General features: G+C 70.6%; 14 protein-coding genes. 9 read left to right on the forward strand and 5 right to left on the reverse strand.

The genetic code is table 11. From position 1 onward, the window contains the following. Position 1: 1 nt before the first annotated feature. Positions 2-808, forward strand: coding sequence for a hypothetical protein (locus tag ACFY3V_RS00390; protein ID WP_362907548.1), 807 nt, complete (start codon positions 2-4; stop codon positions 806-808). 3 nt (positions 809-811) lie between these two features. Beyond that, entirely contained in the window at positions 812-1,006 is a 195-nt protein-coding gene (locus ACFY3V_RS00395) for a hypothetical protein (RefSeq protein ID WP_350947031.1), read from the forward strand. A 315-nt stretch (positions 1,007-1,321) separates the two neighbouring features. On the opposite strand, the gene ACFY3V_RS00400 is transcribed toward ACFY3V_RS00395, so the two are convergent. Together ACFY3V_RS00400 and ACFY3V_RS00405 are read right to left on the reverse strand one after the other, a co-directional pair. Then, positions 1,322-1,720 carry an ATP-binding protein gene (locus ACFY3V_RS00400; RefSeq protein ID WP_362895092.1) on the reverse strand — a complete coding sequence of 133 codons (399 nt, stop codon included), beginning with the start codon at positions 1,718-1,720 and terminating at the stop codon, positions 1,322-1,324. A gap of 176 nt (positions 1,721-1,896) precedes the next feature. After that, positions 1,897-2,673 carry a SigB/SigF/SigG family RNA polymerase sigma factor gene (locus ACFY3V_RS00405; RefSeq protein ID WP_350947029.1) on the reverse strand — a complete coding sequence of 259 codons (777 nt, stop codon included), beginning with the start codon at positions 2,671-2,673 and terminating at the stop codon, positions 1,897-1,899. A gap of 195 nt (positions 2,674-2,868) precedes the next feature. Between ACFY3V_RS00405 and ACFY3V_RS00410 the strand changes: the two genes are divergently transcribed. Then, positions 2,869-3,240 carry an STAS domain-containing protein gene (locus ACFY3V_RS00410; protein WP_350947028.1) on the forward strand — a complete coding sequence of 124 codons (372 nt, stop codon included), beginning with the start codon at positions 2,869-2,871 and terminating at the stop codon, positions 3,238-3,240. Between the two features lie 185 nt (positions 3,241-3,425). Here ACFY3V_RS00410 and ACFY3V_RS00415 read toward each other — a convergent pair whose 3' ends face one another. Beyond that, entirely contained in the window at positions 3,426-4,148 is a 723-nt protein-coding gene (locus tag ACFY3V_RS00415) for a GAF and ANTAR domain-containing protein (protein ID WP_350947027.1), read from the reverse strand. 125 nt (positions 4,149-4,273) lie between these two features. On the opposite strand from ACFY3V_RS00415, the gene ACFY3V_RS00420 reads away from it, so the two are divergent. Together ACFY3V_RS00420 and ACFY3V_RS00425 are read left to right on the forward strand one after the other, a co-directional pair. Beyond that, on the forward strand, positions 4,274-6,133 hold the full coding sequence (locus ACFY3V_RS00420; RefSeq protein ID WP_389768565.1) for a SpoIIE family protein phosphatase: 1,860 nt from the start codon (positions 4,274-4,276) through the stop codon (positions 6,131-6,133). Between the two features lie 275 nt (positions 6,134-6,408). Next, positions 6,409-7,563, forward strand: a complete 1,155-nt coding sequence (locus tag ACFY3V_RS00425) for a glycosyltransferase (protein ID WP_362895097.1) — start codon at positions 6,409-6,411, stop codon at positions 7,561-7,563. A 203-nt stretch (positions 7,564-7,766) separates the two neighbouring features. Here ACFY3V_RS00425 and ACFY3V_RS00430 read toward each other — a convergent pair whose 3' ends face one another. Continuing rightward, positions 7,767-8,720, reverse strand: coding sequence for a hypothetical protein (locus tag ACFY3V_RS00430; RefSeq protein ID WP_350947024.1), 954 nt, complete (start codon positions 8,718-8,720; stop codon positions 7,767-7,769). 111 nt (positions 8,721-8,831) lie between these two features. Here ACFY3V_RS00430 and ACFY3V_RS00435 point away from each other — a divergent pair, with 111 nt between their 5' ends. Continuing rightward, a complete protein-coding gene (locus ACFY3V_RS00435) occupies positions 8,832-9,581 on the forward strand; it encodes a glycoside hydrolase family 16 protein (RefSeq protein WP_350947023.1) in 750 nt (249 codons plus the stop codon). 13 nt (positions 9,582-9,594) lie between these two features. Here the strand turns inward: ACFY3V_RS00435 and ACFY3V_RS00440 are convergent, their stop codons facing one another. After that, positions 9,595-10,665 (reverse strand): PucR family transcriptional regulator, encoded by a 1,071-nt coding sequence (locus tag ACFY3V_RS00440; RefSeq protein WP_389768570.1) that lies wholly within the window; start codon positions 10,663-10,665, stop codon positions 9,595-9,597. A 94-nt stretch (positions 10,666-10,759) separates the two neighbouring features. On the opposite strand from ACFY3V_RS00440, the gene ACFY3V_RS00445 reads away from it, so the two are divergent. The 3 genes from ACFY3V_RS00445 to ACFY3V_RS00455 all read left to right on the forward strand — a co-directional run bounded on the left by ACFY3V_RS00445 (position 10,760) and on the right by ACFY3V_RS00455 (position 14,846). Then, positions 10,760-11,686, forward strand: coding sequence for a proline dehydrogenase family protein (locus ACFY3V_RS00445; RefSeq protein WP_350947021.1), 927 nt, complete (start codon positions 10,760-10,762; stop codon positions 11,684-11,686). Next, positions 11,686-13,311: an L-glutamate gamma-semialdehyde dehydrogenase gene (pruA, locus tag ACFY3V_RS00450; protein ID WP_389768573.1), complete on the forward strand. Its 1,626-nt coding sequence runs from the start codon at positions 11,686-11,688 to the stop codon at positions 13,309-13,311. Before ACFY3V_RS00445 ends, pruA begins: the two co-directional genes overlap by 1 nt. A 302-nt stretch (positions 13,312-13,613) precedes the next feature. Continuing rightward, a complete protein-coding gene (locus ACFY3V_RS00455) occupies positions 13,614-14,846 on the forward strand; it encodes a PP2C family protein-serine/threonine phosphatase (protein ID WP_389770169.1) in 1,233 nt (410 codons plus the stop codon). The last annotated feature ends 44 nt before the right edge of the window (positions 14,847-14,890 follow it).

Raw genomic sequence — 14,890 nt, forward strand, 5'->3', positions numbered from 1 at the left:
AATGAACGACCGATTCAGCACGGACAAGGACCGGCTGGTCCACAAGGCGGACGAGGACGACCTGAACACCCCGCGCCACGGCGAGGAGGTCGCCCCCGAGTTCCGGGAGCCGCACCACGGTGACGCCGACCGCACGAACGCCTCGTCCCTCGACCCGGACACCGGGACGCGCGACCCGCTGATCAGTGACCGCGACGACGTCCTCGTCGTCGAATCGAGCGACGACCGGCACACCACCGTCGGATCGGACACCTCTCTCGACGACGACCGGCGCGACGTGGCGAACGACGGCGTACGGGGTGACCTCGACGGCGACGGCAGGAACGACAGCCCGTTCGCCCACGCGCAGCCCTCCGCCACCACCCCGGGTACGCCGGTGACCGGCACCGGCGCGTACGACTCCCCGGTCGCCTCCGATCTCCCCGGAAGCACCGCGGACCGGCCGGACGACGTGCTCGACGAGAGCACCGGCTTCACCGACGCCGAGCGGACCGGCCAGACGCCCGCCACCACCGCGCCCACCACGGCCGGGGCCCTGTTCGACCAGGACGCCGACGACGTACGGCGGCGCTGGCAGGAGGTCCAGGCCGGTTTCGTGGACGATCCGCGTGACGCGGTGGAACGGGCCGACTCCCTCCTCGACGAGGTCACGGGTTCCCTCAGGAACGCGCTGGAGACCCGGGCGACCGAGCTCCAGGGGCGTTGGAAGAACACCGAGAAGAACGACACCGAAGATCTCCGGACCGCTCTGCGTGACTACCGCGCGACCTTGGAGCAGCTCCTGAACATCTCCGCCGGGACGAGGTGACCCATGCTCGCAATCGCCGCCGCCGTCGTTTTCGGCCTTGGATTCCTGCTCGACCTGATCAACACCAGACTCGGCCCGATCAGCGGGACAGGCTTCCTGCTTCTCGGACTCCTGCTCCTGGCGCTGCACCAGGCCGGGATCGGCTCGGCCGGTCCGCGGACCGGCGGGGGTGGAGGCGGCTGGCGCCGTAGGCGCTAGACCCTCCGCCCACCGGCTGCCCCGCACCGGGGAAAGCCTGCTCCGAGAGTCGGGAACACGGTCGCCGAAGGAGCCGAAGGAAAGGGCTCCGTCCACATGGACGGGGCCCTTTCGACTGTCCTGATCTCCGTCGGCTGCGGGGGAAGCCCTTCCCCGACGGCCTCAAGGGCATGAGGAAACCGGCGTCGAGGGCGCTGGGACGCGCCTCGCGCCGGCGAAGGAGGGGCGGTGCGGGAAAAGCCGGTGGGCGGCGTACGTGGCCACGTACGCCGCCCACCGGCTTTCCAGGGCCTCCGAGCACCTCCTCGGAGAAAATCAGACCTTGAAGGACATCGTGATGAACGTGCCCGAGGCCCCGGTCTCGAACTTGATGTCGGAGCTGACCATCCGGGCCACCCACAACCCCATGCCGCTGGTCGCCTGCGGGCCGGGAGGCGTCTCGCCCGGAGCGGGTCCCGGGTCCCACTGGCCCTCGTCGTGGATCTCCACGAGGAGGGTCCGGCCGACCGTCCACATCCGCAACACCGCCTTGGCGGTGGTGTGACCGTGGATGACCGCGTTGGTGGCGACCTCGTTCAGCGCCACCAGGAAGTCGGCGAGGTTCTCCTGGGACATGCCACTCCGCACGGCCTGGGCGGCGGCGAAGTCGCGGACGTCGGGGAGATCGGGAAGGCAGAAGGCGAGTTCGGCGACGGCGGCGCCTGCGGGGATCATCCGGGAACGGCCGCCACTCGCCGTGAAACGAGCGGGACGAACACCGTCCTCGTTCACCCGAGATCCGCCTCCCCTGTTCCCGTTCGCCGTTGTCCTCAGCATCCGGGATCCATTCAAACGCACCTTACGCCACGTCCGTTGTCGCCGACTGGGGTGCCCTGCAACGGGCGGTCTATTCAGCATTCGGCGACAAGTTCCTCACGGAGCTGGTCAAGCACCTTCCGCAGGATACGGGACACGTGCATCTGGGAGATCCCGAATTCCGCCGCTATCTCGGCCTGGGTCATGTTGCCGAAGAAACGCAGCAGGAGGATGTTCTTCTCGCGCTCCGGCAACTTGTCGATCAGCGGCTTGACCGCCTCGCGGTCCACGAGCGTGCCCAGAGCGTCGTCCTCGTCGGGGATCACGTCGCCCAGTGCGCCCGCGTCGTCGTCGGCGCCGAGGGGGGCGTCCAGTGAGAGCGCGCTGTAGGCGGCGGAGGCGTCGAGGGTGAGCAGGACGTCCTCTTCCGAGATCTTCATCTTCGTGGCCAGCTCGGCGACCGTGGGGGCTCGGCCGAGGTCCTGGCTGAGGTCCGCGACCAGGCGGTTCAGCTCGGCCCTGCGCTCCTGGTAGACGCGGGGAACGCGGATGGCCCAGGTGCGGTCGCGGAAGTGGCGCTTGACCTCACCGGTCATGGTGACCACGGCGTAGCCGCGGAAGGGGTGCCCGAGGGTCGGGTCGAAGCCGTTGATGGCCTTCATGAGCCCCACGTACGCGGCCTGCAGGAGGTCCTCCATCGGCTCGCCGCGGTAGCGGTAACGGCGGGCGATCTCCATGGCGAGGTGGCGGTGCATCTCGACGATGCGCTCACGCAGGCGCTCGGCGCGGTATTCGGAGATCTCAGGCAGGGACATCTCGGCGAGGAGGTCCTCAGCGGTCATGTCGGTGATTTCGAGTGCCTGAACAGACATTGCTGCTCCCTGGTATTACTGTCGGGCGAGCCGACCACGGAAGCAACATCCGGGCAGACGGCATCGCCTCGACCAATTTTCGAGGCGAGGCCCTCTGCTGGACCTCAGGGTTCCAGTATTCCCCCGAATCCAGGAGTATTACTCGCTCCCAGGTAACAGTAAGGTTGCTAATCGAATGGCACGAGGAGGCCCTGAGTGACGGTGTCGGAGAACGGCGAGAGATCGGCAGCCCTGACTCTCACGTCGGCGCTGGTCAGTGGGATCAACGTGATCCGGGTGACGGGTCTGCTTGACGCGACGACGAGGGATCAGTTCGCCGACTACCTGGCGGCGGAGACCGGCGAGCACGGTCTCGACATGGCGCTGGATCTGAGCGGTGTGACCTTCATGGACTCGCGCGCGCTGGGACTCATCGTCCACCACTGGCAGGTCAGCACCACCGCGGGCGCCAAGTTCGCCCTCATCGGGGTGGAGTACGCCAAGACCAAGGTGATGTGGATCACAGGGCTGGCCCAGCGGCTGCCCCTGTACGACACGATCGACGAGGCGATCGCAGCCTTTGGATAGCCCCGTTTTCCGCACGTGCCGCCTTGTCGCGGGTCGGCCATGTCCGATCCGGCGCGACGGGTTACCGCCCGGGTTCAGGCAGGGGCACGTGCGGAAGGCGGAGCCGACCGGTGACGGCCCCCCGGTGCTCTCCCGACGATCCCGGGCCGGCCGCCGGCCGCCGGAAACCACCCCCCACCGGGACCTCAGCCCTCTTTCTTCTTCGTCTCACGGTTGCGCTGGTGCTCCTCGACCAGCAGCTTGGCCAGGTCCGCGACCTTCACCTGGTGGTGCTGCGAGATTCGGCGCAACTCGTCGAAGGCGGCCTCGGCCGAGCAGCCGCTGGACTTCATGATGATGCCCTTGGCCTGGTCGATGATCGCCCGGCCCGCGAGAGCCTCCTGCATCTGGGCCGCGTCGGTGCGTACCTCGTCGTAGTCCCACATGTTGGCGAGGGCCACACCCACCTGCTCGGCGAGCATGTCGGCGAGCGGAGGGACGTTCCTCGCCGCGAAGACGCCGGGACGCACCCCGTACATGCCGAGGACCAGGACGGCGTGCTCGATGACGATGGGCATCGCCAGGACCGAGCGGACGCCGCAGCGCACGGCCATGCCGGCGTAGGCGGGCCAGCGGGGCTCGTGCAGGACGTCCTGGACGATCACGTGGCGCCCGGTGGCGCGGGCCTCGGACGAGGGCCCCTCGCCGATCTCCCCCTCGCTGTCGAGCAGGACGATGAGCTCGCTGTGGGAAGCTGAGACGACCATCCGTTCCTGTCGCCAGAGCTCGGCGGAGCCGCCCGCGCAACCGGGCACGCCGCCTGCGAGAGTGGCTGTGAGACCGCGCAGCACGCTCTCACTCGACGTTTCCTCGCTCACCCTGCCGAGGGCCGCGAGGTCCCGGGCGAGAACGGGGGTGACCATGTCCATCTCGCGACTCCCCTCCCCTGTGTCGCTAACTTAACCACTATCCGACCGCGCATCGATTCGGCCCACCGGGTGGCGTACCGTCTACGACGGGACCAGTCCACTCCGGCCCCTGACGAGGACGAGCATTGACCGACGCCATTGGCCTTCAGACCCTGGAGCAGGCGCTGAACGCGCTGACCACCAGGATCTCCTCCCTGCGCGAGGCGAAGTCCGCCTACCCCGCCGACCCCCGGTCCACACTCGACGCGGCGCTGGCGGAGCTCGACACCGCCCGTGAGCTGCTGGACGCCTCGGTGCGCGAGCTGCGCAAGGCGCCCAAACGGTCGGGGGAGCGGGAGAGCGGGTCACAGCGGGAGCTCAAGCTGTTGCGGCAGGTGTTCCGCACCTTCCCCATCCCCGTGGTGGTGCTGGACGCCTCCGGGGTGGTGCGGCGGATCAGCGCCGAGACCTCCCGGATGCTCGGCAGCCCGGCGGGATACCTGATCGGCCGCTCGTTCCCGCTGTTCGTCGACGTCTCCCGGCGGGCGGCGTTCCGCTCGCACCTGACGGCGGTCCAGCAGGGCGGCCAGACCGCGACATTCCAGACGCGGCTCGCCCACCAGGGCCGCGCGCACACGGTTCAGCTCGCCGTCACCCGGCTGACGATGCCGGGAGAGCCGCAGGAGATGGTCGCGGTCATGATCCTGCCGCTGGAGGCGCAGGTGGCGGGCCCGCCGCACGGCCCGGCCGACCGCTCGGACGCCACCCTGGTGATGGCCGCGGCGCGCCGGCAGGAGCTGCTGTCCAGGATGACCCGCCTGCTGCTCGACGAGGAGAGCCTGCGCCAGCCGGTGACCGTCACCAGGGCCGCCCGGCTGCTCGCCGCCGAGTGGGCCGACTGGGTGATCGCCGACGTGGTCCGCGACGGCATGCCCAAACGTGCCTGCGTGCTGGGCCCGAGCGACAAGCCGGTGACCCAGCTGCTCCGCCTCGCCGAGGGGATGAACCCGCTGACCGCTCCGGCCGTCGCGCACGTGCTGACCGGCGGCTCCGGCGTGGTGCACGAGATGCTGGAGGACGACAGGCTGCTCGGCGACGTTCCCGGTGGCCCGCCGCTGCTGCGGGTGATGGGCGCCGCCTCGGTACTGATCGTGCCGATCGGCGGCGAGAACGGCGTGCTGGGAGCCCTCACCCTGGTGCGGCTGCGCGACCGCGAACCGTTCTCGCTCGCCGATCTGGGGCTGATGGAGGAGATCGGCGCCCACCTGGGGCTCGCGCTGCGCGCGCGGCGCAGCTTCCAGACCCGTTCCCGGGCGGCCGACGCGCTGCGGACCAGCGTGGTGCCCAGGAGCCTGCCGGACATCCCGGGATTCGAGGCCGCGGCCATCTACAACGCGGGTTCCAGCCCGGTCGGCGCCGAGTTCTACGACGTCTTCCGCGTCGGCGACGGATGGGGTTTCGCCCTTGGAGGGGCCGCGGGCAAGGGTGAGGAGGCCGCGTCGGTCAGCGCCATGGTCCGCAACGGCCTGCGCGTGCTCAGCGTCTGGGAGACCGACCCCGGCGAGGTGATGCGCAAGCTGAACCAGGCCCTGAACGCCCAGCACAACGGCATGTTCGTGATGGCGGTGACCGGGTTCATCAAGGCGCGCAAGATCAGGCTGGCCAGCGCGGGGCACCACCCGGCCGCGCTGCTGCTGCCCGACGGCGGGGTCCGGTTCACCGCGGGGGGTGGCGTTCCGCTGGGCATCGCTCCCGAGGCGGAGATGTTCACCGAGGAGCTCACCCTGGCCTCGGGCCAGACCCTGGTCTTCTACTCCGACGGCCTGGTCGCCTCGCAGAACGAGCTGGGTGAGTCCTACGGCGAGATCAGGCTGGCGGACGTGCTGGCGCGCTGCGTCGCGCAGTCCCCCGCCGAGATCGTCAAGACGGTGGAGGAGGACCGGCACGCGTTCTCCGGCGGAAGAGTCTGGGATGAGATCGTGATCCTCGCTCTTCGCGTCGTATGAGCCGGATAACCGGTCGAATTCGGTACGGACAGCCGGGCGAACGCCTCGACATCCCCCTGACCAGGGAGAACACGAGAGCCGATCACACGTCCTGAGCTCCGGGGCCGAGGAGTCGCGGCAGCGCGGGACGCGTCGGGAGGCCCGGCTTCGCCTCAGGGGTTTGGCTTCTGCGCGGATCGGGGTATGGTTGACCTCATACAGACGTGTGCCTAAGACGCAGGCACCCCTGAAGGAATCACAGGCTCTTTATGCCTATCTCCTCCCAGAGGTGTGCCGTGAACATTGCATTCGTCTCCTCCGAGGCTCTCTCCTCCACCCAGGACGAGTCCGACCTCGCCGCCCAGCGCGCTCACCTGATGGCAGTGGCCCGTGAGCTCGGCCGCGAGCACAAAGTCACGATCTACACCCGCAGGAACTCCGACTCGGAGAAGGCCAGGGTTCGCGTGTCGCAGGGCGTCACGCTGGAGAACCTGACCGCCGGCCCCGCGCAGGACCTTCCGGAAGACAGCGTCCTGCCCTACCTGTCCGACCTCGGTGACCAGCTGATGCACCGCTGGGGACAGGACCGCCCGGACGTCATCCACGCGCACTCCTGGACCGGCGGGCTCGCCGCGATCGCCGGAGCGAACGGCCTCAACGTCCCGTTCACCCAGACCTTCAGCAGCGAGAACTCCCACGACGCCAAGAAGGTCCGGCTGCAGCGGGCCATCGGGCGCCGGGCCAGCGCGGTGATCGCCGGGTGCGGTGACGAGGAGAGCTCGCTGATCCGGCTGGGCGTGCCGCGCCGCAACATCTCGGTCATCCCGTGCGGCGTCGACGTCGAGCGGTTCCGTCGTCAGGGTCCGGCCGCCACGCGCGGCACCCGCCCCCGCCTGCTGCACGTGGGTCCGCTCACGGCCGACAAGGGCGTGCACACCGCGCTCCGCGCGCTGGAGGGCATTCCCGACGCCGAGCTGATCATCGCCGGTGGTCCCGCGTCCGTGGACCTGGAGCACGACGCCGAGGCGCACCGCATGATGCTGCTGGCCAAGGAGATCGGCGTCGACGACCGGATCACCGTTCTCGGGCACGTCCCACACTCCTCGATCGCCAAGCTGATGCGCAGCGCCGACGTGGTTCTCTCCCTTCCCAGGGAGGCTCCGGCGGGCGTCGTGGCGCTGGAGGCCATGGCCTGCGGCGTCCCCGTCATCGCCTCGGCCGTGGGCGCCCACCTCGACTCCGTGGTGGACGGGGTGACCGGCCTGCTGGTGCCCGCCGACCGCCCGGCGCAGACCTCCCGTCTGACCCGCGAGCTGCTCGCCGACCCGACCCGCCGCACCGCGCTCGGCTTCGCCGGTGCCGACCGCGCCCGGTCCCGCTACTCGTGGGAGCGGATCAGCCAGGAGCTCGTCCACGTCTACGAGACCGCGCTCTCCGGCTCCGCCCGCTGACCGCGTCCGCCGCGCCGGCCGGGCACCGCGGGCCACGCGGAACACGCTCCGAGACCGGGGATCCCACAGAAGGGGTCCCCGGTCTTCGCGTGTCGGGCCCATGTGCACGGGCGTGACCCACAGGATGCCCTCGGTTGCGTTCGACGTGTCATGTCGCGCTCGCGTGCACGGGCATGACGGCTCATGGCGAGTACGTGCGACGTCTACGACCGGGCCACGCGACGGTGCAGGACGACACCGAGGCCGCTGGCGGCCAGCAGAACGACACCGGCCAGGACCAGGATCACCGCACCGCCCACGGCGCCGTCCGTCCAGTCCCAGACCGCCTCGGGAACCGCGAGCGTCAGCCCGGCCACGCCACTGACGATCAGCACCCAGGTGCGCCACCGCCGGTACAGGGCCAGGCAGGCGAGCGCGATCGCCGCGGTCAGCCAGTATCCCCAGGCGCCGCCGTCCCACAGGACGGGCCACTGACCGCCGAAGAGCGCGATCGCCGCCCCCATGCCCAGGCCGAGGTCGCGCGGGACGAGCACCCCGGCCAGGGCGGCCGTCAGGATGAGCAGGCCCAGCGCGACATAGGCCAGGCCCCAGCCCGCGCCCTCCCGCCCGGCGAGGACGTCCAGCAGGCCGGTCACCGTGACCAGCGCGAAACCGCCGCAGGCCAGCAGGCCGATCGCGGTGGGCAGCAGCGCGTAGGCCGTCGCCGCGACCACCAGCCCGGCCACCCCGGCGACGAGACCCTCGTGGCGGTCGACCACCACCCCCGCGCACAGGGCCGCCGTGGCCGAGCCCAGCGCGGCGAGCGTGGCCGCGACCCTGCCCTGCACGGCGGCCGTCCTGCCGGTCGCCGACCGCGCCGCCGCGCCGAGCCCCACGGCCACCGCGAGCAGGAGGACCGTGACCACGGCGAGGACCGCGATCCTCGCCGGCTGGGTCATCCGGTCCCAGCCCAGGCCGACGAAGGCCGCGGCACCGGCCAGGACGAGTGCACCGCCGACGTACGCGAGGATCTCGCTCCACCTGACCCGGTCGCCGGCCCCCGGCTCACGCAACGCCTCGCCGACGGCGCGGGCGACCGGCTCCACCTGCTCGGGGCGGAGCTCGCCGGACTCCACCAGGCCGGCCAGTGCTCGCCGTACGGCGTCAACGTCGTTCATGTGCGGAATCGTGGCACAGCCTGACCCGGACGGCACCCCCCGAACCAGTGGGACGTATGCGAAAACGAAATACCTCTGTTACTGGAGTGCGATTGTTGCTTTGATGTCCCCATGTCGATTCGTGGCACGTTCCTGGGCGTCCTGGCCGCCGCCCTCGCCCTCTCCTCGCTGCCCGCGACGGGGGCGGCCGCGCGGACGGACCCGTCCACCCCGCGCGGGTGGGGCAGCCCGATCCTGGTGGAGAACTTCAACGGCACCCGTGTGGACGACCGCAAGTGGGTCGTCTACCACTCCCCCGGCGCCGAGACCAACCCGCGCACCGGGCGGGCCTCGACCGTGGGCGGCGGCGTCCTGCGGCTCAAGGGCGGCTTCTACGGCGGCAGGGACCTGTCGGGGGGCATCGCGACCCGCGGCGCCCAGCGGTACGGGCGCTGGGAGGTGCGGCTGCGCGCCGAACGCGGCGCGGGCTACACCCCCGTGGCGCTGCTCTGGCCGTCCGACCAGGGGGGCGGAGAGTACGCGGAGGTCGACTTCGCGGAGATCATCGATCCGAGCCGCAGGTCGGGCGGGATCTTCGTGCATCGCGGCGACCGGCCGCAGGCCCAACGGCAGATGAGGGCCGACTTCACCCGGTGGCACACGGTCGCGGTCGACTGGCTGCCCGGACGGCTGACGTTCTGGCTGGACGGCAGGAAGGTGTGGGACTACCGGGGGCCGAACGTGCCGAGGAGCCGCTCCATGCACCTGACGCTCCAGAACGACGTGACGTGCAACCAGTGGTCGCCGTGCCGTAACGGCTCCACTCCTCCGACGGTCAGCATGTACGTGGACTGGGTGAAGATCTACCGGGCCCCCGTCTGAGGGGACCCGGGGCTCAGAGCAGGTGGGCCGCCTTGAGGGCGAGGTGGACCAGCAGGCGGTCCTCACCGTCGGCGAGGTTCCTGCCGGTGAGCCGCTCCGCCTTGGCGAGCCGGTAGTAGAGCGTCTGGCGGTGCACGCCGAGCGCGCCGGCGGTCTCCTGGACGTGACCGGCGCGGTCGAGGTAGCTTTCCACGGTCCTGGCCAGCTCCGGGTCGTCGGCCAGCCCGGCGACCTCCTCCGCGAGCTCCCGCAGCCCCGCCGGTGACATGCGGGCGAGCAGCCGGTAGACGCCCAGCTTGGGCCAGGTGGCGACGGGCGCGAGCGCGGGCACCCGTCCGGCGACGCCCAGCGCGTGCACGGCCTCCCGCCAGCTTCGCCAGGCCTGAGCGGGCTCGTCCCTGGGTGCGCCGACGCCCACCACCGTTCCGTACATGCCCTGGATCCGGTCGGCCAGTTCCCCCGCCTGGCCCGCCGGGGCCAGGAGGGCGACCAGTGGCTCGCCCCGTACGGGAAACGCGGGGTCGGCGAGCACGGCGCGCGGGAGCGTCCAGAGGGCGGCGACCCGGTCCGGAGAGACGCGGGCGGCGATCGCCGCCACCGGGCCGCGCACGTCGTCCAGCCGTGTCAGTGCCCGGGAGCGTTCTTCGGCGTCGGAGGAGAACAGCTCCCGTAGGTTCGCACCCAGGTCCTGACGGCTGCGGGCCTCCTGGGCGAGGACGGTGGCGGCCCTGGAGACCAGGTCGCCGACCGAGGCGAGGACCTCGTCACCGAGTGTGCCGTCGTCGAGGAGCCACAGGTAGCCGTAGGTCACCTCGTGGTGCCGCAACGGCACGCACACCCGGGCGAGGACTCCCAGGTCGGCGTCGGCGGGGATGCGTACGGGGCCGCGTGCCCCGGCGATGCCGTACCCCTCGAAGTAGGCGCGTACCTGGTCCGTCGCACGGCGTCGCAGAATGGACTCCTGGCGCACCACGTCGATGTCGCCGCTCTGCGCGGCGTAGGCCAGGAGCTGGAAGGCCCGGTCCTCCAGGGTGGCCGAGGCGCCGAGCCTGGTGGCGATCTCGTCTACCGTCTCCTGCAACACCCCACCATTGTCATACATGTGTATGAAAGCCCCGCCCGTCGATCGTGGCAGATGCACATGATGGCCGGGCGAGCGGAGGTTTTAGGCTGGAAACATGTTCGGTTCTCTCCTTCTCGGCGCGTCCCGGTCGCCGCTGGTACGGCGCGCGGTCTCCGGCGTGCCGCTGACCCGCAAGGTCGTCGATCGTTTCGTCGCGGGCGAGACGCCTCGGGAGGCGGTCGAGGCGATCCGCGGGCTCGCCGCCTCCGGACTCGCCGTCACCGTCGACCACCTTGGCGAGGAGACGAGAGACTCCGCCGCCGCCGCCCAGACGGCCGGCGCGTACGTCACGCTGCTCGGCGCGCTGGGCGGGCTGGGGCTCGGTGACCGGGCCGAGGTGTCGGTGAAGCTCTCCGCGGTCGGCCAGGCGCTCGGCGCCGACGGCGACAAGATCGCCCTGGAGAACGCGCGGCGGATCTGCGAGGCGGCCGGCGACTGCGGGGCGAACGTCACCCTCGACATGGAGGACCACACCACGGTCGACTCCACGCTGGAGACCCTGCGGGCCCTGCGCCTGGACTTTCCCTCCACCGGTGTCGCCGTGCAGTCCTACCTTTTCCGCACCGAGGCCGACTGCCGCGACCTCGCGCACGAGGGATCGCGGGTGCGCCTGGTCAAGGGCGCCTACGCCGAGCCCGCCTCGGTGGCGCATCAGAGCAAGAACGAGGTCGACAAGGCCTACGTGCGCTGCCTGCGGATCCTCATGTCGGGGGCGGGCTACCCGATGGTGGCGACGCACGACGACCGGCTGATCTCGATCACCGAGACGCTCGCCGACCGGTTCTCCAGGTCCCGCGGCGACTACGAGTACCAGATGCTCTACGGGATCAGGGCCGACAAGCAGCTCGCCCTCGCCGGAGCGGGTCACACCGTGCGTGTCTACATCCCGTACGGAGACGACTGGTACGGCTACTTCATGCGCCGCCTGGCCGAGCGTCCGGCGAACATCGCCTTCTTCCTTCGTGCCCTTGGAGGCAACTAATGGATGCCATCTCCACCGTTCCCGCCCCGGTCAACGAGCCGGTGCTCGGCTACGCGCCCGGCAGCGCCGAGCGTACGGCGCTGGAGAACCGCGTCAAGGAGCTCGCCGGCGCCCAGCTGGACCTGACGATGACGATCGGCGGCGAGCAGCGGATGGGCGGCGGCGCCCCCATCGACGTGGTCCAGCCGCACAACCACGCCTCCGTGCTGGGCCGCATGGCGGACGCGAACGCCGACGACGTGCGCGCGGCGATCGACGCCTCGCTCGCGGCCGCGCCCGCGTGGCGCGCCCTGCCGTTCGACGAGCGGGCCGCGATCTTCCTGCGGGCCGCCGACCTGCTGGCCGGCCCCTACCGGCAGACGCTGAACGGCGCGACGATCCTGGGCCAGTCCAAGTCCGCGCAGCAGGCGGAGATCGACGCGGCCTGCGAGCTGATCGACTTCCTGCGCTTCAACGTGGACTTCGCGCGGCGGCTCCTCGCCGACCAGCCGGTCTCCTCGCCCGGCGTGTGGAACCGGATGGAGTACCGGCCGCTGGAGGGCTTCGTCCTGGCGATCACGCCGTTCAACTTCACCGCCATCGCGGCGAACCTGCCGTCGGCTCCCGCCCTGATGGGCAACGTCGTCGTCTGGAAGCCCTCCCCCACCCAGCAGTTCTCCGCGCACTTCACCATGCGCCTGCTTGAGGAGGCGGGGCTCCCGCCGGGTGTCATCAACATGGTGACCGGCAACGGCGCGGCCGTCTCCGAGGTCGCGACGACCCACCCCGAGCTGGCGGCCATCCACTTCACCGGCTCCACGCCCACCTTCCAGCACCTGTGGTCCACGGTCGGCGCGAACATCGCCTCCTACCGGTCCTATCCGCGCCTGGTCGGCGAGACCGGCGGCAAGGACTTCGTGCTCGCCCACCCCTCGGCCGACCCCGCGGCGCTCACCACGGCGCTGATCCGCGGCGCGTTCGAGTACCAGGGGCAGAAGTGCTCGGCCGCCTCCCGCGCGTACGTGCCGCGCTCGGTCTGGTCGGTGATCCGCGACGAGCTCGTGGGCACCGCCGAGTCGCTCACCGTCGGCGACGTGGCCGCGGACCTGTCGACCTTCATGGGCGCGGTCATCGACGAGCGGGCGTTCGCCAAGCACAGGGCCGCGATCGACCGGGCCCGCTCGCTCGACTCGATCAACGTGCTGACCGGGTCGTACGACGACTCGACCGGCTACTTCGTGAGGCCGACCATCCTGGAGTCGGCCGACCCCACCGACGAGATCTTCGTCAAGGAGTACTTCGGGCCGATCCTCGGCGTGCACGTCTACAACGACGCGGACTTCGACACGGTCCTGGACCAGATGGAGGGCGTCTCCCCGTACGCGCTGACCGGTTCGATCATGGCCCAGGACCGCTACGCGATCGCCTCGGCGTCGGAGCGGCTGCGCTTCGCGGCGGGCAACCTCTACATCAACGACAAGCCGACCGGCGCGGTCGTCGGCCAGCAGCCCTTCGGCGGGGGCCGGGCGTCCGGCACGAACGACAAGGCCGGGTCGATCCTCAACCTGACCCGCTGGGTGAGCGCCAGGACCGTCAAGGAGACCTTCGCCCCGCCGACCGACCACCGCTACCCGCACCAGGGCTGACCTTCTCCGGACGGTCGGCAGGAGCCCGACCTGACGACGGCGGAAGAGGGCGGCGCCGGGACTCGGATTCACGAGTTCCGGCACCGCCGTCCTCTGTCGGTCGGCTTCGACGTGAGGCCGACGGGTAGGAAAGTTCCAGGAGGCGAGGGGCGAAGGTGCCTTCGGACACGGCCGATCCTGCGATCCTTCGGTAAAGCGGATGATCGTGTCGCAGGGATGTGAGAGATGGAAGGGGCCGCCAAGGTGAGTGAGCGCGTGTCGGCGGTGGCGTGGCGGTGAAGCCCTCTCCCGGCCCCGAGCGGATGCTGGTGGAGTTGCTACGGGCCAGTCACCTGGCGGCTCTGGAGCAGATTCCGGGCCTGGTCGCGGAGCACGCCGTGTCCGCGGGCCTGGCCGAGGTGCTGATCTACCTGGCGGATCTGCAGTGCAACGTGCTGCGTCTGTTGACCGGTGAGGGCCACGGCGGCAGGGAGGTCGCGAGCACGGCGGCCTGCGAGTTGCGCATCGACGCGACCCTGGCCGGGCGGGCCTTCCAGGAGATGCGGATCCTGGTCGGCGTCGGCGAGGGCACCGAAAGGGACACTGACGAGGACACCGACGGGCCGCAACGGTGGTGGGTGCCGCTGTTGAACGGCGTCGAACGCATGGGGGTGCTGCGCATCGGCGTCGAGGCCGCCGCCGACGCGCAGATCCAGGACAACATGCGGGACCTGGCGTCGCTGGTGGCACTGTTGCTGGTCGACAAGCGTCCCTACAGTGACTCCTACGCCCGGCTGGTGCGTACCCGGCCGATGCACGTGGCCGCGGAGATGCAGTGGACGTTGATGCCGCCGCTGACCTTCGCCGATCAGCGGGTGACCATCGCCGCGGCGCTGGAGCCGGCCTACGAGGTCGGCGGGGACGCCTTCGACTACGCGCTGGCCGGCGAGGTGGCGCATCTGGGGATCTTCGACGCGATGGGGCACGATGTCTCTGCGGGGCTGAGTGCCAATCTGGCGGTGGCCGCCTGCCGTAACAGCCGCCGTCAGGGCGCCGGCCTGGCGGCGACCAGCGAGGCAGTCGAGCAGGTCCTGATCACCGAGTTCGGTCAGGCCACCCGTTTCGTCACCGCGATCCTGGGTGATCTGAACACCCGCACCGGGGTGTTGTCCTGGGTCAACCGGGGTCACCATCCGCCGGTGGTGATCCGCGGCGGCCGCTGGGTCGCCACGTTGGAATGCCCTCCGGCCACCCCGATGGGCCTGAACCTGGGCACGGAGATCGTGATGTGCCGTGAACAGTTGGAGCCCGGAGACCGGGTGGTGTTCTACAGCGACGGCATCACCGAGGCCCGCAACGCCGACGGCGAGGAGTTCGGCCTCGACCGGTTCGTCGACTTCATCATCCGCCACACCGCCGACGGCCTGCCTGTGCCCGAGACGCTGCGCCGCATGATCCGCGGCGTGCTGAAATACCACACCGATCGCCTGCAGGACGACGTCACGGTATTGCTGGTGGAATGGCACGGCGACGCCCACGAGCGGCTGCACCTGTGAAAAGGAGAGCTCTTCCCTCGCCGTCGGACCACCGCTACCCGCAC

The sequence above is a fragment of the Streptosporangium sp. NPDC000095 genome (assembly GCF_042899335.1).
Lineage (GTDB): Bacteria > Actinomycetota > Actinomycetes > Streptosporangiales > Streptosporangiaceae > Streptosporangium.

Bases quoted from the DNA above. Each gene is read 5' to 3' on its own strand.
- ACFY3V_RS00445 (WP_350947021.1), top strand. From the start codon at position 10,760: ATGTTCGGTTCTCTCCTTCTCGGCGCGTCCCGGTCGCCGCTGGTACGG.
- ACFY3V_RS00395 (WP_350947031.1), top strand. From the start codon at position 812: ATGCTCGCAATCGCCGCCGCCGTCGTTTTCGGCCTTGGATTCCTGCTC.
- pruA (WP_389768573.1), top strand. From the start codon at position 11,686: ATGGATGCCATCTCCACCGTTCCCGCCCCGGTCAACGAGCCGGTGCTC.
- ACFY3V_RS00415 (WP_350947027.1), bottom strand. From the start codon at position 4,148: ATGGACATGGTCACCCCCGTTCTCGCCCGGGACCTCGCGGCCCTCGGC.
- ACFY3V_RS00405 (WP_350947029.1), bottom strand. From the start codon at position 2,673: ATGTCTGTTCAGGCACTCGAAATCACCGACATGACCGCTGAGGACCTC.
- ACFY3V_RS00390 (WP_362907548.1), top strand. From the start codon at position 2: ATGAACGACCGATTCAGCACGGACAAGGACCGGCTGGTCCACAAGGCG.
- ACFY3V_RS00455 (WP_389770169.1), top strand. From the start codon at position 13,614: ATGCTGGTGGAGTTGCTACGGGCCAGTCACCTGGCGGCTCTGGAGCAG.
- ACFY3V_RS00400 (WP_362895092.1), bottom strand. From the start codon at position 1,720: ATGATCCCCGCAGGCGCCGCCGTCGCCGAACTCGCCTTCTGCCTTCCC.
- ACFY3V_RS00435 (WP_350947023.1), top strand. From the start codon at position 8,832: ATGTCGATTCGTGGCACGTTCCTGGGCGTCCTGGCCGCCGCCCTCGCC.
- ACFY3V_RS00430 (WP_350947024.1), bottom strand. From the start codon at position 8,720: ATGAACGACGTTGACGCCGTACGGCGAGCACTGGCCGGCCTGGTGGAG.